This window comes from Streptomyces sp. PTY087I2, from assembly GCF_001687325.1.
Taxonomy (GTDB): domain Bacteria; phylum Actinomycetota; class Actinomycetes; order Streptomycetales; family Streptomycetaceae; genus Streptomyces.
Genome location: NZ_LZRD01000002.1, coordinates 57,586 through 77,350 on the forward strand (window position 1 = coordinate 57,586; position 19,765 = coordinate 77,350).

Annotated in this window: 15 protein-coding genes; 7 read left to right on the top strand and 8 right to left on the bottom strand. The window is 74.2% G+C overall.

The window, feature by feature from the left end; all coding sequences use genetic code 11:
- Positions 1-18: 18 nt before the first annotated feature.
- The 4 genes from A3Q37_RS02270 (at position 19) to A3Q37_RS02285 (ending at position 5,359) form a co-directional block, all read left to right on the top strand.
- Positions 19-2,040 (top strand): S9 family peptidase, encoded by a 2,022-nt coding sequence (locus tag A3Q37_RS02270; RefSeq protein ID WP_065476857.1) that lies wholly within the window; start codon positions 19-21, stop codon positions 2,038-2,040.
- The gene (locus A3Q37_RS02275) at positions 2,037-2,999 is read left to right on the top strand and encodes an LD-carboxypeptidase (protein ID WP_065476859.1); all 963 of its coding nucleotides are present in this window, start codon (positions 2,037-2,039) and stop codon (positions 2,997-2,999) included. Before A3Q37_RS02270 ends, A3Q37_RS02275 begins: the two co-directional genes overlap by 4 nt.
- A gap of 220 nt (positions 3,000-3,219) precedes the next feature.
- Complete coding sequence (locus tag A3Q37_RS02280; RefSeq protein ID WP_065476860.1) at positions 3,220-4,977, top strand: CocE/NonD family hydrolase; 1,758 nt, start codon at positions 3,220-3,222, stop codon at positions 4,975-4,977.
- 142 nt (positions 4,978-5,119) lie between these two features.
- Positions 5,120-5,359 (top strand): LapA family protein, encoded by a 240-nt coding sequence (locus tag A3Q37_RS02285; protein ID WP_065476862.1) that lies wholly within the window; start codon positions 5,120-5,122, stop codon positions 5,357-5,359.
- A gap of 10 nt (positions 5,360-5,369) precedes the next feature.
- Here A3Q37_RS02285 and A3Q37_RS02290 read toward each other — a convergent pair whose 3' ends face one another.
- The 3 genes from A3Q37_RS02290 to A3Q37_RS02300 form a co-directional block, all read right to left on the bottom strand.
- Positions 5,370-5,723: a VOC family protein gene (locus tag A3Q37_RS02290; protein WP_003965046.1), complete on the bottom strand. Its 354-nt coding sequence runs from the start codon at positions 5,721-5,723 to the stop codon at positions 5,370-5,372.
- Positions 5,724-5,793: 70 nt separating this feature from the next.
- The gene (locus A3Q37_RS02295) at positions 5,794-6,603 is read right to left on the bottom strand and encodes a methyltransferase domain-containing protein (RefSeq protein ID WP_065476864.1); all 810 of its coding nucleotides are present in this window, start codon (positions 6,601-6,603) and stop codon (positions 5,794-5,796) included.
- Between the two features lie 142 nt (positions 6,604-6,745).
- Positions 6,746-8,260: a bifunctional phosphatase PAP2/diacylglycerol kinase family protein gene (locus A3Q37_RS02300; protein ID WP_065476866.1), complete on the bottom strand. Its 1,515-nt coding sequence runs from the start codon at positions 8,258-8,260 to the stop codon at positions 6,746-6,748.
- Positions 8,261-9,090: 830 nt separating this feature from the next.
- On the opposite strand from A3Q37_RS02300, the gene A3Q37_RS02305 reads away from it, so the two are divergent.
- Complete coding sequence (locus tag A3Q37_RS02305) at positions 9,091-10,242, top strand: aminotransferase class I/II-fold pyridoxal phosphate-dependent enzyme (protein ID WP_065477320.1); 1,152 nt, start codon at positions 9,091-9,093, stop codon at positions 10,240-10,242.
- 64 nt (positions 10,243-10,306) lie between these two features.
- On the opposite strand, the gene A3Q37_RS02310 is transcribed toward A3Q37_RS02305, so the two are convergent.
- Both A3Q37_RS02310 and A3Q37_RS02315 read right to left on the bottom strand, forming a co-directional pair.
- A complete protein-coding gene (locus A3Q37_RS02310; protein WP_065476868.1) occupies positions 10,307-10,945 on the bottom strand; it encodes a DedA family protein in 639 nt (212 codons plus the stop codon).
- Positions 10,942-11,718, bottom strand: coding sequence for an MBL fold metallo-hydrolase (locus A3Q37_RS02315; RefSeq protein ID WP_065476871.1), 777 nt, complete (start codon positions 11,716-11,718; stop codon positions 10,942-10,944). The genes A3Q37_RS02310 and A3Q37_RS02315 overlap by 4 nt, the downstream gene beginning before the upstream one ends.
- A 290-nt stretch (positions 11,719-12,008) precedes the next feature.
- Here A3Q37_RS02315 and A3Q37_RS02320 point away from each other — a divergent pair, with 290 nt between their 5' ends.
- Positions 12,009-14,297, top strand: a complete 2,289-nt coding sequence (locus A3Q37_RS02320) for an alkaline phosphatase family protein (RefSeq protein ID WP_079137622.1) — start codon at positions 12,009-12,011, stop codon at positions 14,295-14,297.
- Positions 14,298-14,337: 40 nt separating this feature from the next.
- On the opposite strand, the gene A3Q37_RS02325 is transcribed toward A3Q37_RS02320, so the two are convergent.
- From A3Q37_RS02325 to A3Q37_RS02335, 3 genes are all read right to left on the bottom strand, one after another.
- Entirely contained in the window at positions 14,338-15,390 is a 1,053-nt protein-coding gene (locus A3Q37_RS02325; protein WP_065476874.1) for a LacI family DNA-binding transcriptional regulator, read from the bottom strand.
- Positions 15,391-15,424: 34 nt separating this feature from the next.
- Entirely contained in the window at positions 15,425-16,054 is a 630-nt protein-coding gene (locus A3Q37_RS02330) for a DUF305 domain-containing protein (protein WP_065476876.1), read from the bottom strand.
- 147 nt (positions 16,055-16,201) lie between these two features.
- Positions 16,202-17,140 (bottom strand): DUF1996 domain-containing protein, encoded by a 939-nt coding sequence (locus tag A3Q37_RS02335; RefSeq protein ID WP_065476879.1) that lies wholly within the window; start codon positions 17,138-17,140, stop codon positions 16,202-16,204.
- A 216-nt stretch (positions 17,141-17,356) separates the two neighbouring features.
- On the opposite strand from A3Q37_RS02335, the gene ligA reads away from it, so the two are divergent.
- Positions 17,357-19,489 carry an NAD-dependent DNA ligase LigA gene (ligA, locus tag A3Q37_RS02340; RefSeq protein WP_065476881.1) on the top strand — a complete coding sequence of 711 codons (2,133 nt, stop codon included), beginning with the start codon at positions 17,357-17,359 and terminating at the stop codon, positions 19,487-19,489.
- Positions 19,490-19,765: the final 276 nt, after the last annotated feature.

The window sequence follows — 19,765 nt, forward strand, 5'->3', positions numbered from 1 at the left end:
CCGGGGGGAACGACCTACGTGAACACCGCGCCCGCAGCAGCAGCGCCGTACGGCACCTGGCCGTCGCCGATCGACGCGGCGCTCGCCGCCTCGCACGACGGCCGGCCCGACCACCTCGGCACCGTCGGGGACGAGGTCTGGTGGACCGAGCCGCGCCCCGCCGAGGGCGGCCGCCGCGCGCTGATCCGCCGCCGCGCGGACGGCACCACCGCACCCGCGCTGCCCGCCCCCTGGAACACCCGCAGCCGGGTGATCGAGTACGGCGGACAGCCCTGGGCCGGCACGGTGCGCGAGGACGGTGAACTCCTCGTGGTGTTCGTCCACTTCACCGACCAGCGGCTGTACGCCTACGCCCCCGACGGGCCGGACGAACCCTGGCCGCTCACCCCGGTCTCCGAAGTCGGCGGCGGGCTGCGCTGGGTGGACCCGCAGGTGCGTCCGGAGCAGGGTTCGGCGGGCGAAGTCTGGTGCGTTCTGGAGGAGTTCACCGGACCCGCCCCCACCGACGTACGACGGGTCCTCGCCGCCGTACCGCTCGACGGATCGGCGGCCGGGAACCGGTCGGCTGTCCGTGAACTCTCCGACGGGCGGCACCGGTTCGTCACCGGACCCAAGGTCTCCCACGACGGGCGACGGGCCGCCTGGATCGCCTGGGACCACCCGGCGATGCCCTGGGACGGCACGGTCGTCATGCTGGCCGACATCACCGAGGCGGGAGAGTTCACCGGCGTCCGGCCGCTCGTCGGGGACCTCGACGAATCGGTCTGCCAGGTGGAGTGGGACCGCGACGGCAGCCTCTTGTTCGTCTCCGACCTCTCCGGCTGGTGGGAGCTCCAGCGCATCCGCCCCGACGCCGTCGCCGGCGGCGTGGTCCCCAGCAGCCGCCTCCTGCCGCCCCGGGGCGAGGAGTTCGGCGGGCCGCTCTGGAAGATCGGGCTGCGCTGGTTCCACCCGCTGGACAACGGGCTGATCGCCGTCCTGCACGGCAAGGGCGACCACCGCCTCGGCATCCTCGACCCGGAGACCGGCGAACTCGCCGACGCCCCGGGCCCCTGGACCGCCTGGTCCGACACGCTCGCCGTGCACGGCAGCCGGGTCGTCGGCGTCGCGGCGAGCCCCCGCAGCGCCCACGAGGTCGTCGAGCTGGACACCACGACCGGGCGCACCCGCACCATCGGCGCACCCCACCGGGACGCCGTCGACCCCGCGTACTACCCGGTCCCCGAGCAGCGGACCTTCACCGGCCCCGACGGCCGCGAGATCCACGCCCACATCCACCCGCCGCACCACCCCGAACACACGGGCCCCGAGGGTGAGAAGCCCCCGTACGTCGTCTGGGCGCACGGCGGCCCCACCGGCCACGCCCCGCTCGTCCTCGACCTGGAGATCGCCTACTTCACCTCGCGCGGCATCGGCGTGGCCGAGGTGAACTACGGCGGCTCCACCGGCTACGGACGCGCCTACCGCGAACGGCTGCGCGGCGCATGGGGCCTGGTCGACGTGGCGGACTGCGCGGCCGTCGCCTCGGCCCTGGTCGCGGAGGGCGCGGCCGCCCCGGACCGGCTCGCGATCCGGGGCGGCAGCGCGGGCGGCTGGACCACCGCAGCCTCGCTGACCAGCACCGACGTATACGCCTGCGGAACGATCCTCTACCCGATCCTGGACCTCGAAGGGTGGGCCACGGACGAGACCCACGACTTTGAATCGCGGTATCTGGAGTCCCTCGTCGGCCCGTTCGCCGAGGTGCCCGAGCGCTACCGGGAACGCTCCCCGATGAACCGCACCGACCGGCTGAACACCCCGTTCCTGCTGCTCCAGGGCCTGGACGACGTGATCTGCCCGCCCGCCCAGAGCGAGCGGTTCCTCGCCGCCGTGGCCGGCCGGGGCATCGCCCACGCCTACATCGCCTTCGCGGGGGAGAGCCACGGATTCCGGCGCGCGGAGACCCTGGTCCGCGCCCTGGAGGCCGAACTCTCCCTCTACGCCCAGACGTTCGGCATCGACCGGCCCGACGTACCGCCCCTGGAGCTGACCACGTGACCCGCCAGGACCCCGGCCCGGCCACCCCGCTCGCCCGGCCCGCCCGGCTGCGCCCCGGCTCCCGGGTCGCCGTCGTCGCGCCCAGCGGACCGGTCCCCGCCGACCGGCTGGAAGAAGGCCTCGCCGTCCTGCGCGACTGGGGCCTCGAACCCGTCGTCGGACCCCATGCCCACTCCACGCACCCGGAGTTGGACTACCTCGCGGGGGCGGACGCGGACCGTGCGGCGGACCTCCAGGCGGCGTGGTGCGACCCGTCCGTGGAGGCCGTGCTCTGCGCCCGGGGCGGATTCGGCGCACACCGGATGGTCGACCTGGTCGACTGGGCGGCGATCCGGGCCGCCGGGCCCAAGGCGTTCGTCGGCTACAGCGACATCACCGTGCTGCACGAGGCGTTCGCCCTGCGCGCCGGGTTCGCCACCCTGCACGGACCGATGGTCGCCACCGAGACGTTCCTCAAGGACGCGCCGACCCGCGAGCACCTGCGCGCCACCCTCTTCGAACCGGAGACCGTGCGCACCCTCGGTCTCGCATCGGCCGGGGCCCTGGTCCCCGGCCGGGCCGAAGGCGTCCTGTACGGCGGCTGCGTCAGCCTGCTCGCCGCCGACACCGGTACCCCGGGCGGCCGGTCCCACGCCCGGGGCAACCTGCTGGTGATCGAGGACACCGGGGAGGAGCCCTACCGGCTCGACGGCATCCTCACCCGGCTTCTGCGCTCCGGTGCCCTGGCCGGGATCGCCGGGGTGGCCTGCGGCTCCTGGCAGGAGTGCGGGCCGTACGAGAAGATCCGCGCCGTGCTCGCCGACCGGCTCGGCCCGCTGGGCATACCCGTGGTCGAGGAGTTGGGGTTCGGCCACGGCACGACCGCGCTGACGATTCCCCTGGGGCTGCCCGCGGTGCTCGACGCACCGGCGGACGGCGGGCGTTGCACGCTCACCGTCGAGGCGCCCGCCCTGCTCTGAGCCTCCTCGGCCACTTCCGCGACCCGCGCCCGCACCGCCTTCGGTGCCCGGGCGCGGGCGTGTGTGTTTTCGCGCGGAGAACGTGAACATCCGTCAAGAACCGCTGTCCGATGCGTTGACACGGCTATGACCTGTGTCACAGCATGAGCGCGACCCAATAATTACCGGTCGGTAAGGTGTCCTCGGTGTGGAGGTCTTCGTGTCAGGTGCTGTTTCCAGAGTGCGCGGCCCGCTCGTCGCGGCCGCCGGGGCGGCCCTCGTCGCCCCCCTCGTCCTCGCCGGCCCGGCCCGGGCCGACACCGCCCCGTACACCGTCACCCCGCTGACGTTCACCGTCGAGGCGGGCGACCGCACCTGTACGGTGGACGCCGATCTCTACCGGCCCGCCGGGGCCGATGCCGACAACCCGGCCCCCGCCGTCCTCGCCACCAACGGATTCGGCGGCAGCAAGTCCGACGGCTCCACCGACGCCATCGGCAGGGCCTTCGCCGAGCGCGGCTACGTCGGGCTCGTCTACTCCGGGCTCGGCTTCGGCAAGTCCGGCTGCCTGATCACCCTCGACGACCCCGCCGTCGACGGACAGGCCGCGAGCGAACTCCTCGACTTCCTCGGGGGAGTTCGCGCCGCCGACGACGGGACGCGGGCCGACTTCGTCACCCGGGACGCCGACGGCGACCCGCGCGTCGGGATGATCGGCGGCTCCTACGGCGGCGCGATCCAGCTGGCGACCGCCGCCGTCGACCCCCGCGTCGACGCCCTCGTCCCGCTGATCACCTGGAACGACCTCGGCTACGCACTCGCCCCCAACAACACCGGGGCGCACACCGGCGTCACCTCCGACACCCCCGGCGTCTTCAAGTGGCAGTGGGCCAACGGCTTCTATCTGATCGGCGAGGGGCAGCCGCTCCTCAACCCGAGCCTGGACCCCTCCCGGATCAACCGGCTGGACTGCCTGCACTTCGCCACCCGCGCCTGCGAGACCGTCCGGCTGCTCAACTCCGGCCGCTACCCGGCCGACAAGGCGAAGGAGATGCTCGCGTACGCGCGCAGCGTCTCGCCCGTCTCCTACCTCGACCGGGTCAAGGCCCCCACCCTCATCGTCCAGGGCCAGGCCGACAGCCTCTTCAACCTCAACGAGGCCACCGCCACCTACCGCACCCTCAAGGCGCAGGGCACCGAGACCAAGATGATCTGGCAGTCCTGGGGACACAGCGGCGGCCAGGCCCCCGGCGAACTCGACCTGAGCCAGGGCAATCTGGAGACCAGCCACGTCGGACAGCGGGTGCTGGCCTGGTTCGACCGCTACCTCCACAAGAACACCGGCGCCGACACCGGGCCCGCCCTCTCCTACTACCGCGACTGGCAGAGCGGCTACGGCACGGCGGCCGACGTCCCCGCCCTCTCGCAGTCCCTCTACCTCTCCGGCGACGGCAAGCTCGTCGACAACCGGGCCAAGGTCGCGCGGGGCAGCCGCCAGTACACCAACTGGCTCGTGCCCACCAGCCACTCCGAAAGCTCCATCGCCCCGCTGATCGGACTGCCCGACCCGAAGCCGTACGACACGAAGGGCACCTACCTCGGCTGGCGCAGCGAACCCCTCACCGCGCCCCTCGACGTCGTCGGCGCGCCGAAGGCCACCCTGAAGGTCGTCTCGCCGAAGGCGGAGCGGGTCCAGAACAGCGGCGACGCCTCCGACAAGCTCGTCCTGTTCGCCAAGGTCTACGACGTCGCGCCCGACGGCAGCCGGACGCTGGTGAACCGGCTCGTCTCCCCGGTCCGGGTCCCCGACGTCACCCGGCCCTTCACCGTCGAGCTGCCCGGCATCGTCCACCGGTACGAGAAGGGACACCGGCTGGAGTTCGTGATCGCCGCCAGCGACACCGCGTACTTCGGCAACCGGGGCATCAAGCCCGTCACCGTCCTCCACGCCCCCGAGGACACCGGCGTACTGGAGCTCCCAGTGGTCCCGGCCGGCTGATGCCCCCACCCGCCCATTCACCCGAACGGCCCAACAGCACCGCCCCCCGGACCCGGCATCCGCTCATGCTGGGATCCCGGGGGGCGGCCGCGTGCACGACGGCGGGCCGGACCGGGCGAGGAGCGAGCGAAAGGGCCGGACCATGAGCCCCAAGGACGTATCGAGCGACAGCGGGCGCGCCCAGGGGTGGCTCACTCCGGGGCGCATCGCGGTCGGCGTGCTGGTCGCGCTCGTCATCGTGTTCATCTGCGTGAACACGAGGGACGTCACCATCCGGGTGCTGATCCCCGAGGTGACGATGCCGCTGTGGTCCGCGCTGGCCGCCATGTTCCTCATCGGGCTCGGCTGCGGCGGCTACCTCTTCCGCCGCCGGGGGAAGTGACGGCGGCCGGTCAGACGGTGACGTTGCGGTCCACGTACTCGAAGACCGAACCGTCCGGGTGCAGCGCGATGAGGTTGCGGCCCGCCGGGGTCGGCACCGGACCCGCGATGACCCGAGCGCCCGCCCTGGTCAGCGCCTCGTTCGCCTCGTCGACGTCCTTGACGGCGATCGTCGCCCCCACCTTCCGCAGCACCTCCAGCTCCGACTCCGGCCCGCTCATCAGCAGGAAGCAGCCGATCGCGGCCACCGACACCCCACCGCGCTCGAAGCGCAGGGCCGACGTGCCGGTCAGCCCCTCGTAGAAGGCCACCGCGGCCTCCAGGTCGTCGACGCAGATACGCAGCGTGGTTCCCAGGATCTCCATGCGTACGAGGGTAGTTGGCGGCCGCGACCGGTGTGATCGATTCCGGGCGGGCCGGAACCCCCGCTTCGCCTCACACCCGGCAGAGCACCTCACCGTGCGGGACCATGAACCAGCCGTCGCCCTCCTCGCCCCAGGCCCGCCACGCCCCGGAGATCGCCGTCAGCTGTTCGGCGCTCGCGTGGCCGCCCGCCACCGCCAGCTCGGCGTAGACCGAGTCCGTCGTACGGTCCGCCCACAGGCCGCTCCACCAGGCGCGGCTCTCCGGGGTGGCGAAACACCAGGCGGCCGCGGTCGGGGTGATGTCGGTGAACCCGGCCCGCCGCGCCCAGGAGAGGAGGCGGCGACCGGCGTCGGGCTCGCCGCCGTTGCCGCTGGCCACCCGGCCGTACACGTCCTGCCACACGTCGAGGCCGGGGGTCTCCGGATACCAGGTCATCGCCGCGTAGTCGCTGTCCCGGGCCGCGACCACGCCGCCGGGCCGGCAGACCCGCCGCATCTCGCGCAGCGCCTGGACCGGGTCGCCCACATGCTGGAGCACCTGGTGGGCGTGGACCACGTCGAAGGAGTCGTCGGGGAACTCCAGGGCGTGCACATCGGCCACCGCGAACTCGACGTTCTCCAGGCCCCGTTCGGCCGCCACCGCGGCGGCCTGGTCGAGCACGCCCGCGGTGGCGTCCACCGCGGTGACCCGGCCCGGCGCGACCAGCGCGGCCAGATCGGCGGTGATGGTCCCCGGGCCGCAGCCGACGTCCAGCACGGCCAGACCGGGGCGGAGTTCGCCGAGGAGGTAGGCGGCCGAGTTGGCGGCGGTCCGCCAGCGGTGCGACCGCAGGACCGACTCGTGGTGGCCGTGCGTGTACACGGCGGTGTCCTTCGGCATGGCGTGACGCCCTCTCCCTCTCCCGGAAACCCCGCGCCGACGGGCGCGGCGACGGAACCACCGTACGCCGCGATGTCGAATGATGAGATAGCTGTCTTGCTATGCGGACTTGCATCCCTGGGGTCCCTGGAGTCCCTGGGTGTCAGACCGGCATCGGGCAGTAGACCGTCAGCGCTTCCGGCAGCTTGTCGATCATCAGTTCCGTTCCGGAGCGGGCCACTTCACCGTCGTACGCGTACGGAGTCCCCGGCGCGAGTCCGCCGATCCGCACCCGGCGCCGACGCACCGCGGCATGGGCGGGGGAGCGGGTCAGCGGTCCCGCCACCGCCGCCGCGAGCAGGCGCAGCGCGGGTCCCCGGCCGCCGTGGACGACCCGGACGTCCAGCAGCCCGTCCGCCAGGTTGTGGCGGCGGCCCGGGGCGGGGCCCAGCCGCTGGAAGAGCCCGTTGCCGACGAAGAGCAGCCACAACGGCCGCCTGCGGCCCTGGAACTCGGCCTCCAACGGCCGCTGCCCGCGCAGCACATGGAGCGCCGCGAGCACGCCCGCCGGCCAGCCGCCGATCCGGGGCGACCAGTGTTCCCGGGTGCGCACCAGATCCGGGTAGACGCCCAGCGAGAAGGCGTTGAGGAAATAGCCGTCGGCTCCGTCCGCGCCCTTGGGCCCCGGCCGGAAGCGGCCGAGGTCCACGCGGATGGCGTCGCCCGCGGTGAGCGCGGCGGCGGTCTCGTGGACGGTCTCGATGCCCAGGTCGTAGGCGAAGTGGTTGAGTGTGCCGCCGGGGAACACCGCCAGGGGCATCCCGTGCGTCGCGGCCACGGACGCCGCCAGGTTCACCGTGCCGTCGCCGCCGCAGACGCCCAGCGCCCGGCCCCGGCCCGCGGCCCGGTCCATGGCCGCCGCCAGCTCCTCGGGCGGCACCTCCACCACCTCGGCCGCGGGCAGCGCCTCCCGTACCAGCGAGGCGGTCGCGGTGGCCGTGCCCGACTCCTGGTTCACCACGACGACGAGGTCCTTCCCGGCGGGCAGCGCCGGGGCCTCGCCGGGCGGGCGGCCGGGAGCGGGCAGCTGGCCCCGGGTGGGCACGACCCCGCGCAGGGCGAACGCGGCTCCTATGCCGAGCGCCGCACCCGCGAGCACATCGCTCGGGTAGTGGACCCCGGTGTAGACGCGGGAGGCCGCCACGGCCGCCGCGACCGGGGCCACGACCGCGCCCCAGCCCTTGGACTCCAGGGCCACCCCGGTGGCGAAGGCGGCCGCCGACGCGGCGTGGCCGGAGGGGAAGGAGGTGGTGACCGGCTGCCGCTTCAGCTGCCGCACCACCGGCACCAGGTCCGCTATCGGCCGCTCGCGGCGCACCGCGCCCTTGCCGACCGTGTTGATCGCCGCCGAGGCCACGGCGAGGGACGCCACCCCGCGCAGCGCGGCCCGCCGCGAACGCGCGCTGCTGCCGAGGGCCGCGATCCCGGCCGCCGCCCCGAACCAGAGCAGCCCGTGATTGGCGCTCCGGCTCAGCCGCGGCAGCAGCGGATCGGCCCCCGGCCAGTGCCGGTCCGCGACGCTCCGGAAGACGGCCAGATCGCGCCCTTGCAGCCAGCCGCGCAGCCGGGCGACTGCGGGGGCGGAGGAGGCGGTGGGTGAGGTTCTCGGTGTGGACATGCGTCAGCGAATACCCCTCCGGGCCACGCTGAACCAGCAGGCGCGCTGAGACACGGGCCACGCGCCGCCGCCCGGCGATACGGCCGACGCGGCGACGCCCCCGGCGCGGGCGCGCGATTGGACGGGCGGGCCGCCCGGAACCTCCGTATAAAGAAGCCAGAAGCTGCCTGCTTGAACCCTGGGCACTCGAACCCCGGGCGGCCGGGCGTTGGGCCCCTGGACCCGGGAACCGGACCCGGTGCGCGGGGCGGGCCGGCGGTGGCGAGGGCGCGGAGCGACGAGCGGCGGAGGAGGCCCGGATGCGGATGCAGGGGACGGAGGACACCGGCCCGCCGGGGGACCGGGCAGGCGGGCCGGGTCCGGTCGGCGGGCCGGGCCGCGCCCAGGGGCCGGAGGGCCCCGCGCTTGAGCGGGATGGGCGCCCTGGGCAGGACCAGGCCGGTGGGCCGGGAAGCCGGGCCTACGGGCAGGACGCGGCCCATGCGCAGGGGGGCCAGGCCCACGGCCAGGACCGACCCCTGGCCCAGGAGGGCCAGGCCGGCCGGCCGGCTGACCGTGCGGCCCGCGCCCAGGATGACCACGCGCCCCGCCCAGGTCACCGGTCCGAGGACCAGCCCGGCCACCGGGCTCACCGGTCCGAGGACGAGTCCCCCCGCCCGGACCACCGGTCCGAGGACCAGCCTGGCCACCCGGCTCACCGGTCCGAGGGCGAGTCCCCCCGCCCGGACTACCGCGCCGAGCACCAGCCCCGCCCACCCGGTCACCCGGCCCCCCGCGCGCACGAGGATCACGGTCCCGTCCGTTACGGGCCGCCCGCGCCCGACCCCGGGCTGCCCGTTCTTCCCGAGTTGGCCGCCGTCCTCGCCGCCGCCTCCGCCCGGACCCGTCCCGAGCCTCCCGGCGGCGGGCCGGTGCTGCGTGAGGCGGCCCGTGGTTACTGGGACCGGCGTGGGCTGCACGGCGCGGCGGGCGGGATCGCCGCCGCGCCCGGGGCCCAGCCGCTCCTGCTGGCCCTCATCGGCGCACACGGCGGCGACGTCCTCATGCCGCGCCCCTGCCCCGCCGCCTGGATGCCGCAGGCCCGGCTGCTGGGCCGGCCCGCCTACCACGTGCCCACCCCGGCCGAATGCGGCGGCATCCCCGACCCGTACGCCCTGCTGGAGACCGTCCGCCGGGTCCGTGCCGAGGGTGGGCGGCCGAGACTGCTGCTCCTGTCCGTCGTGGACGACCCCACCGCCACCGTCGCCCCGCCCGAGCTGGTCCGCGAGGCCTGCGAGGCGGCCGTCGACGAGGGGCTGCACATCATCAGCGACGAGACCTGGCGCGACACCGTGCACCGCCCGCGCGACACCGTCCTGCTCAGCCCGGCCGAAATGTGCCCGGATGACGTCACGGTGATCGCCGACCTGTCCGGGGCGCTCGTACCCGCCGCCTGGCCGGTCGCCGTCGCCCGCTTCCCCGACACCCCCCGCGCCGCCGTCCGGCACGCCCGCACCCTGGACATCCTCACCGCACTCGGCGCCCTCGTCGCCGGTCCGCTCGCCCACGCGGCCGCCCACGCCCTGGGCGAGCCCGACTCCGTACGCGACCGGATCCGGCGGGCCGCGGCGCTCCAGACCGAGGTCGCCGCCGCCGCCCACCGCGCGGTCCTCGGCTCCGGCGCGCTGGCCCGCCCCCCGCAGGCGGGCCGCCACCTCTACGCCGACCTCGGCCCGCTCCGCTCCCGCCTTGCGGACCTGGGCGTCACGGACTCCATGGAGCTGGAGGAGTACCTCACCGACCTGCTCGGCGCCCCGGCCCCGGGCGGCCACCGCTTCGGGGACGAGCTGGGCGCCCTGCGCGTACGCCTGGGCACCGGTCCGCTGCTGGGGGCCACCCCGCAGCAGCAGACGGAATCCCTCGCCGCCGCCAAGCCCCTGGAGCTTCCGCATGTGGCGCGGGCACTGGACGGCTTCGCGGCCGTCTTCGCCGAACTGCGCTGAGCATGACCGCCGCGTACGAGTACGGCGTACGGCTGCCACGGGGAACGGCCGCCGCGGCGAACGGCTACGACGACGCCGGCCCGAACCGCGCCCGCAGCCTCCGCCACACCGCCGGCGCCCCGCTGATCAGCAGCGTCAGGGCCACCGCCGCGACCACCCCTTGCCACGGCTCCGGGAACAGCGAACCGCCCAGGATCCCGATCAGCTGGTACGTCGCCGCCCACGCGAGACACGCCGGAACATCGCCCCGGGCGAACTGCCGCAGTGGCATCCGGCCCAGCAGACACGCCAGCATCACCGGGATCCGCCCGGCCGGCACCAGCCGGGACAGCACCAGCACCGTCCCCCCGTGCTCCGCCAGCTTCTCCCGCGCCTGGGCCAGCCGCTCCGGCGCGGCCCGGCGGGTGAGCGCCTCCAGCCACTTCGAGCCGTTCTTCGACCGCACCCCGCGCTGCCCCAGCCAGTACAGACAGACGTCCCCGAGGAACGCGGCGGCCGACGCCACCAGGAACACGAAGAGCAGGGCGAGCGGCGACGTCTGGTGGAAGGCCACCACCGCCGCCGAACTCACCAGCGCCCCCGTCGGCACCACGGGCACCAAGGACCCCAGCGCCACCAGGGCGAACAGCGTCGGATAGCCGACCGCCTGCTGGGTCGACTCGGTGGGCAGCTCCCGCACCACCTGCTGGATCTCCTGGATCACCGGCCGGCCTCCGGACTGACCCGCTCGCCGTGCCCCAGCAGATGCACGGCCACCTCCGGCGCCCGCTTCGCCGCGTGCCGTACGAACTCGTCGCCCGGCGCGTGGAACTCGTGCGGGCGCACCGCGTCCAGCCCGATCGGCCAGTACGTGCCGTAGTGCACCGGCACCGCCGACCGGGGCGCGAGCCGGGTCAGTGCCTCGGCGGCCCGGGCCGGGTCCAGATGGCTGTGGCCCAGATAGGGCCCCCAGCCGCCCACCGGCAGCAGCGCCACGTCCACCGGCCCCACCTCGTCGGCCATCGCGTCGAAGAGCCCGGTGTCCCCGGCGAAGTACGTCCGGGCCTCGCCCTCGACGACGTAACCCAGCGCGGGCGACCGGTGCGGCCCGACCGGCAGCCGCCGCCCGTCGTGCAGCGCGGGGACCGCCCGTACCCGCACCTCGCCGATCCGCACCGTGTCGCCCGGCCGCACCTCGGTGACGTGCAGCTGCCGCACCCGCCGCAGCATCCGCAGCCCCGGCACGGCCGCCACCGCGCCGCTCGGCACGATCAGCCGGCTGCCGTGAGCCAGCCGGGCCAGCGACGGCAGATGCAGATGGTCGGAGTGCAGATGGGAGACCAGCACCACCTCGGCGACCGCGGCCTCCGGCGGCGGCACCTCGCCCCGGCGGCGGCGCAGATGCGCGAAGCGCCGTACGAACAGGGGGTCGGTCAGCACCCGCACCCCCGAGTCCTCGATCGTGCAGGTGGCATGACCCCACCAGGTGACCTCCACCGGCCCGCCAGCCTCCTCGCTCGATCCCCGTACGGTTCCTGCCCGGTCCCGCCCGGTCCTCATCCGGCCCTCGTCCGGAAACTCGTCCGAGCCCCGCGACCCGGTGTGCGGCCCGCGCGGCCCGTGACCGGGTGCGCTGCCGGTACGAGCCTATGCGCCCCCCGTACCCTCGCGCCGAGCCTTGGGCCTGCCACCCGAAGCCGCTGACCGGGAGCGACGCTGTGAAAAGCTGAAGGGCGGGCCCGGACACACCGGGCCCCGGGGGCGGAGAGGGCGTGAGGTGGACCGGCGTGGGTGACGGGAAGTGGCGGACGGCGGGCAGGGCCCTGATGCGGGTGATCGCGGTCTGGGCGGTGTCCACCCTCACCATGCTCGTCCTGGCCGGCGCCCTGCCCGACTTCCAGCTCCAGTCCGACGACGGCGACACGATCACCAAGACGGCGTTCACCGCGGCCTGGGGCGCGGGCGCGTTCGGCCTGCTCTCCGCCCTGGTGTGGCCCGTCCTCGTCCGGGCCCTGCTCATCGTGCCCGCGCTGGTCCTCGGCGCCCTGGTCTTCTTCCTCAACGGCTCGCTGCTGCTGATAGCGCTGCGCCTGATCCCGGACGGCCGCGGGGACGCCGCGCCGGAGACCGCGGTCGTCGTCGCCGCGGTGATGTCCGCCGTCGCCTCCGCCACCTCCACCGCCCTCGCCGTCCGCGACGACGAGGCCTACCGCCGCCGGCTGTCCCGCCTCGCCGACCGGCGACGCCGACGCGGCAGATCGCCGGACCCGGCCGTACCGGGCCGCGACGGACCGCCCGGCACGGTGTTCCTCCAGCTCGACGGCGTCGGCCACGACGTGCTGGTCGAGGCGGCGGCCGACGGCCTCATGCCGACCGTCGCGGGCTGGCTCGCCGACTCCTCCGGACACCGCCTCACCCCGTGGCGTACCGACTGGTCCAGCCAGACCGGCGCCAGCCAGCTCGCCCTGCTGCACGGCAGCAACCACGACGTGCCCGCGTTCCGCTGGTACGAGAAGGAGACCCGCACCGTCATGGTCTCCAGCCGCCCCGCGAGCGCCCTCGAAATGCAACGGCGGGCCATCCGGCGCACCCACGACGGGGGCCTCCTCGCCGTCGACGGGGCGAGCCGGGGCAACCTCTTCAGCGGCGGCGCCGGACAGCTCGCCCTGGTGCTCTCCATGGCCGCCCGGCGCGGCAAGGGCCGCCGCTCCCGCGCCGGATACTTCGCCTACTTCTCCGACCCGGCCAACGCCACCCGTACCGCCCTCTCCTTCGTCGCCGAGGTGCTCCGCGAGATCGGCCAGTCGACCCGGGCCCGCGCCCGGAAGGTCACCCCGCGCATCAAACGCGGCGGGCTCTACCCCTTCATCCGCGCCTTCGCCACCGTCGTGGAGCGCGATGTGGTCGTCGCCGCCGTCCTCGGCGACATGTTCGCCGGACGCACCGCCGTCTACGCCGACCTCGTCGCCTACGACGAGGTCGCCCACCACTCGGGGCCCCACAGCCGCGACGCCGAGAAGGTCCTCGTACGCCTCGACCGCGCCCTCGCCCTGATCGCCAAGATCGCCGACCACACCCCGCGCGCCTACCGCATCGTGCTCCTGTCCGACCACGGCCAGAGCCCCGGCGAAACCTTCGCGGGGAAGTACGGGCTCACGCTCAAGGACCTCGTCCGGGCGGGCTGCGGACTGCCCGTGCCCCGCCGCGCCCAGCGCACCCGCAGCGCCTCCGAGGCTCGCGACGCGGTACGTATCGCCCTGCACCGCCCGGTCGGGGAACAGCAGGACGAGCACCCGGCCAAGCTCTCCGACCCGATCGTCCTGGCCTCCGGCAACCTCGGGCTGATCTCCTTCCCCGACATCGAGGGCCGCGCCTCCCGTGAACAGATCGAGCGCCGCCACCCGGCACTGCTCTCCACGCTCGCCAACCATCCGGGGATCGGCTTCCTCCTCGTCGGCGGAGAGGACGGTTCCGTGGTGCTCGGGCCCGGCGGCGCCGAGGTCCCCGTCGCCGAACTGACGGACGGTGAGGGCCCGCTCGCGGGCTTCGACATCGGGGCGGCCGCCGCCGTACGCCGTACGGACACCTTCCCGCACGTCGCCGACGTCATGGTCAACTCCATGTACGACCCCGGCACCGGCACCGTGCACGCCTTCGAGGAGCAGATCGGCTCGCACGGCGGCCTCGGCGGCGAACAGTCCCGGCCGTTCCTGCTCTGGCCGCGCGGGCTCACGGACCCGCTCGACATCGTGGCCGCCGAGACGGCGGAGGGCGCGCCTCCGCCGCCGGGCGGCGGTCTGGTGGGCGCCGAGACGGTCCACCGGGTGCTCACCCGCTGGCTCCAGGAGTCCTCGGGCCCCCAGGTCCCGGTGCGCGCGGAGGGCTTCGCCGGGGCGGACCTGGCGGACGAGCCGTTCCCGGCGGAGACTTCGGCGCCTGCCGAGACGCCCACGGAGGTGCGCACGGAGGTGCCCACCGAGGTGCCTGCCGAGCCGCCCACGGTGGCTCCCCCGGAGGCGCCTACCGAGACGCCCGCGGAGGCTCCGGTTCCGGGCCGGCCGGAAACGACTGCCTGACGGCCCGCCCCTGAGTGCCCTCCGGGAGGCCCCCGGCGGCTCAGGCCGACTGCCGCCGCACCAGCGCCGGCGGAAAGAGCACCGAGGGCGACGGCCCGCCCGGCTCGCCGATCTGCTTCAGCAGCAGCCGGGCCATCTCCGCCGCCATCTCCTCCACCGGCTGCCGGACCGTGGTCAGCGGCGGATCGCAGGCCGCGGCGGCGCTGCTGTCGTCGAAGCCGACCACCGCGACGTCGGACGGCACGTCGCGACCGGCCCGGAGCAGCACCGGCAGGGCCCCCAGCGCCATCAGGTCGGAGGCGATGAACACCCCGTCCAGATCCGGGCGGTCCGCCAGCAGCCGGCGCATCGCCGCCGCCCCGCCCAGATGCGTGAAGTCGCCCTCGGCGCAGGCCACGTCCTCGATGCCGTGGGCGGCGCAGGCCTCCAGGAACCCGGTCAGCCGGACCTGCCCGGCGGGCATGTCCTGGGGCCCCGTGATCGTGCCGATGCGCCGCCGCCCCTGCGCGGCCAGGTGGTCGGCCGCCAGCCGCGCCCCGGCGTGCTGGTCCACCTCCACATAGGCCAGCGGCGACGGCTTGTGCGGACGGCCCGCGAGGACGGCGGGCATCCGGGTCTCCTGGAGCAGCCCGGGCAGCGGGTCGTCGGCGTGCGTCGTGATCAGTACGACCCCGTCGACGTGGCCGTGCCGCAGATAGGAGAGCAACTGGCCGCGGGACGCCTCGTCGTCGGCGAGCATCACGACCATCTGGATCCCCGCCGGGCGCAGCACCTCCAGCAGCCCGCTGACGACCCGCCCGAAATACGGGTCGGAGAACATCCGGCCGACGAACGGCTCGGACATCGGCCGCCGTTCCCGCTCGGAGACCACCAGGGCCACCGAGTCGGTCCGCCGCGTCACCAGCGAACGTGCGGCCCGGTTGGGCACATAGCCGGTGGTCGCCACCGCCTGCTCGACGACGCTGCGCAGGGCCGGGTCCACCGTGGTCGCCCCGTTGATCACCCGGGACACCGTCGCCCGTGACACACCGGCCACGGCCGCCACGTCCTCCAAGGTCGTGGGGCGTACGGGCTGCGGCACTTCGGCTGTCATGCAGCCCTTTATACCCGCAGGCAGGCCGCCCTGTTCAGCCGAGGGCCCGGACCGCACCCGGCAGCCGTTCCAGCTCGGCGAGGGACGTCTCGCGCGCTTTGACGAGGGCGGCGGCCAGCTCGCGGGCGTCCGCCCGGCCGCCCGAGGTGATCTCGGAACGCGACACCTGTGCGGACTGCCGCAGATGGTCCCGGATCTGTACGAGGACGAGCCGGTCGAACGCGGGCCCCTCGGCGGCGCGGGCCGCCTCCAGGTCCCGTACCGTCACCATGCCGGGCATGTCGTGCCCCGCGTGCACATCGGTCCCGGGCAGCCCCATGCGGGTCGACAAAGCTCGCAGGCGGCCGAGTTCGGCCTCCTGCCCGGTGCGCAGCCGCGCCGCGAAATCGCGCAACCGTGGTTCGGCCGCCCGCTCGGCGGCCAGCGTCAGGAGCTTCACCGCCTGCTGATTCATGGGGGTCATCAGCTGGACCCAGCCCACGTCGGTGGCGGTCGAGGCGGAGGTGGGGGTGCCGGTCGGTGGGGACTCGCGCACCTGTGCCGTACGGGGCGCGGAATCCGCCGCCGTCGAACAGCCGGCCGCGCCGCCGAGAGCCAGCGCGCCGAGCAGGACGAGGACGGCGGCCCGGCGGAGCGGCGGGAGCGGGAGGTCGATGGGGTTCATGGCGTGTCCTCGTACGGGGAGGGGGGAGGGTGTCCGCCCCGGAGCCGGCGCCCCGGGGCGGACACGGTGGTGCGGTGGGGGGTGGGTCGGGAGGTGGAAGGAGAGCGGTGGTGAAGGACGGTGGTGACGGGCAGTGGTGACGGACGGTCAGGGCTTGCCGTCGAAGCCGCACTTCACGATCGCGTTGATGCAGTCGCGGACGCGCTGCGCCATCTCCTCCTCCGGCCATACGTTGAAGAAGTCGCCGTGCATCGTGTAGCCGGGCCCGGACGCCAGCCGGAAGCCGGCCGGGTCACCGTTCACCGGGTAGCGCAGCACCTGCCGGAGCTTGGGCACCGGCACCGGGTGGGTGGACGGGCAGCCGCCGTTCACCGGGTAGGCCATGTGGCTCTTGTGGTCGGCGGAGTCGAGATCCGTACCGTTCCAGCACTGCGGGAAGTCCAGGTAGGACTCCATCATCGTGCCGGGCGGACAGTTCACGAAGTCCTGCGAGGGGTTCACCTCACCGGCGTGCAGGCACGACCAGCGGGCGATCGTGTTGTCCTGCGGGCCGGTCGCCTTCGCGTTGCCCGCCACGATGCGCAGGCCCCGGGGGAACGGCTGGATCTGGCGGATGACGTCGTCGCTCACGCCCTCGCCCAGGTAGTAGAAGGTGGTTCCGGTGGGCTCCACCTCCTTGTCGCCGTCGTAGAGGGTGGGCACCCAGTACGACGACAGGTCGGTGTCGGGGGAGCACGACGTACGGCCCTGCTCCAGGGAGGCCAGGTCGGAGGCGGCGTGTGTGGTGTCGTTGCCGAAGAAGCTGTGCATGTGGGAGGCGCCCGGCAGCCCGGGGAAGACGATCGGGTCGTCGGGGAGCCGGTGGGTGTACGGGCATTCGGCGAGGAACTCGGCCACCCGCACCACATCCGCGGCGGCCTTCGGCGCGGCTTCGGCGGCGGCCCGCTCGGCCGCGGCGTTGCCGACGTTGGCCTGGAGGAAGGAGAGGGCGAGGGCGGCGGCGGCCAGCCCGGCGATTCTGTACCGCCAGGACGGCAGGGATCGTTGGCGGCGGTGGTCGGGGTTGCGTCGATGACGGAAGAGCACGGCACTCCTGTTCGGGGAAGTGGGGGATTCCTGGGTCAAGCGAGAGAGCGCTCTCTCGAAGGAACGTAGAAGTGCCTCCTGTGCATGTCAAGGGATCGCGCAGGGCCGGTAAATCGGCACGGTGGAGCGAGAGTTGTATGCGGCGACGAGGGAGAGCGCTCTCCCTGAAATGGGGCGGGGAGGCGATCGGGGCCGTTGTCAGTGGTGGGCGGAAGAATGGTGACCATGACGAACTCAGCCGCTGTGCTCGCCGATGCCGCCGCCTATGCCGCCGCCGTGGAAGAGGCCTCCGTCGCCGCCGCCGCGTACTACGCCACGGGCGAGAGCGCGCTGGACGACGACGCCTACGACCGGCTGGCGCGCGGGATAGCCGCGTACGAGGCGGACCATCCGGAGGAGGTGCTCGCCGCCTCGCCGACCGGGAAGGTCGCGGGCGGTGCGGCGGTCGGCGACGTGCCGCACACGGTTCCCATGCTCTCGCTGGACAACGTGTTCTCGGCCGAGCAGTTCGCGACCTGGACCGCCTCGCTGGAGCGGCGCATCGGCAGACCGGTGACCGCGTGGAGCGTCGAGCCGAAGCTGGACGGCCTGGCGGTCGCCGCGCGCTATCGCGACGGCCGGTTCGAGCGCCTCATCACCCGGGGCGACGGCACGGCGGGCGAGGACGTCTCGCATGCGGCGGGCGCCGTCGTCGGACTGCCGGAGCGGCTGGCCGAGCCGGTCACCATCGAGGTGCGCGGCGAGATCCTCATGACGAACGACCAGTTCGACCAGGGCAACGCGATCCGTACGGAACACGGCGGCGCCCCCTTCGCCAACCCGCGCAACGGGGCGGCGGGCACCCTGCGCGCCAAGGACCGCGCCTACCGGGTGGAGACGACCTTCTTCGCCTACGGCGCGCTGCCGCTGCCCGATTCCGGGGAGCTGGGCGAGACCCTCCCCGAACTGCCGCACAGCGAGGTCCTGTCGTACGTCGCCGGCCTCGGCGTGCACACGGCCGCGGGCACGGACGTCGCGCCGGTCCTGGCCGCCACGGTCGAGGAGGTCCAGGCGCGGGTGGACGCGATAGGCGCCCTGCGCGCCGCGCTGCCGTTCGGCATCGACGGGATCGTGATCAAGGCCGACCTGGCGGCCGACCAGCGCGAGGCGGGCTCCGGCACCCGCGCGCCCCGCTGGGCCATCGCCTACAAGCTGCCCGCCGTGGAGAAGATCACCCGCCTGCTGTCGGTCGAGTGGAACGTGGGGCGCACGGGCATCATCGCGCCGCGTGCCGTCCTGGAGCCCGTGGAGATAGACGGCTCCACCGTCGGTTACGCCACCCTGCACAACCCGGCCGACATCACCCGACGCGACCTGCGGCTGGGCGACCGGGTCATGGTCTACAAGGCCGGCGACATCATCCCGCGCATCGAGGCCCCAGTGGTCCATCTGCGCACCGGCGACGAGACGCCCGTCGACTTCCCCGAGAGCTGCCCGCAGTGCGGCTCCGGCATCGACACGAGCGAACAGCGCTGGCGCTGCACCCGGGGCCGCAACTGCCGCCTCGTCGCCTCCGTCTCGTATGCGGCGGGCCGCGACCAGCTCGACATCGAGGGCCTCGGCGCCACGCGGGTCGTCCAGCTCGTCGACGCGGGTCTCGTCGCGGACTTCGCCGATCTCTTCACCCTGGAGCGCGAGCAGCTGCTCGCCCTCGACCGGATGGGCGAGACCTCCACGGACAATCTCCTGGCGGCCATCGAGACCGCCCGCACCCGGCCGCTCTCCCGGGTCTTCTGCGCCTTGGGCGTACGGGGCACGGGGCGCTCCATGTCACGCCGGATCGCCCGGTACTTCGCCACGATGGACCGGATCGTCGCCGCCGATGTGGAGACGCTCCAGCGGGTGGACGGCATCGGCAAGGAGAAGGCCGCCGCAGTGGTCGCCGAGCTGGTGGAGCTGGCGCCGCTGATCGACAAGCTCGTCGCGGCCGGGGTGACCATGACCGAGCCGGGCGCCACCCCGCCCCCGGAGCCGGGGACGGAGGAGGAGGCGGCGGCCGGGGCGGACGGGGAGACCGGTGGTGACGGCGGCACCGGCTCCGCGCTGCCGCTGGCGGGGATGACCGTGGTGGTCACGGGCGCGATGTCCGGCGTGCTGGAGAAGCTGTCGCGCAACCAGATGAACGAGCTGATCGAGCGGGCGGGCGGCAAGTCGTCCTCCAGCGTGTCGAAGCGCACGAGCCTGCTGGTCGCCGGGGACAAGGCCGGATCCAAGCGCACCAAGGCGGAGGACCTGGGGGTCCGGATCGCGGTGCCGGAGGAGTTCGCGGAGCTGGTGGCTGCGTTCCTGGCGGCGGGGGAGGACGGCTGAGGCGGTGACTGCCGCGCGCGGTGCGTCGGCGCGCCTGTGAATCTGCGAGGAAGTGGCGTTCCACCACCCCGTATTGCATAGTGAGGGCTCGGTCGTGCCTCACTATCAGTGGGCCGACGGGTGCGTGGGCGGCGGAGACGGCCGGCCGGGGGTGAGGGACGATGCGTTCTGTGCACGACGGACAGCGACCGGGTCGCGCCGTCTCCCCGTGGTCCGGACCCGCCGTCTCCCTGGCGTCGGACCCCGCCGTCTCCTCGTCCTCCTCGTCGTCGGGCC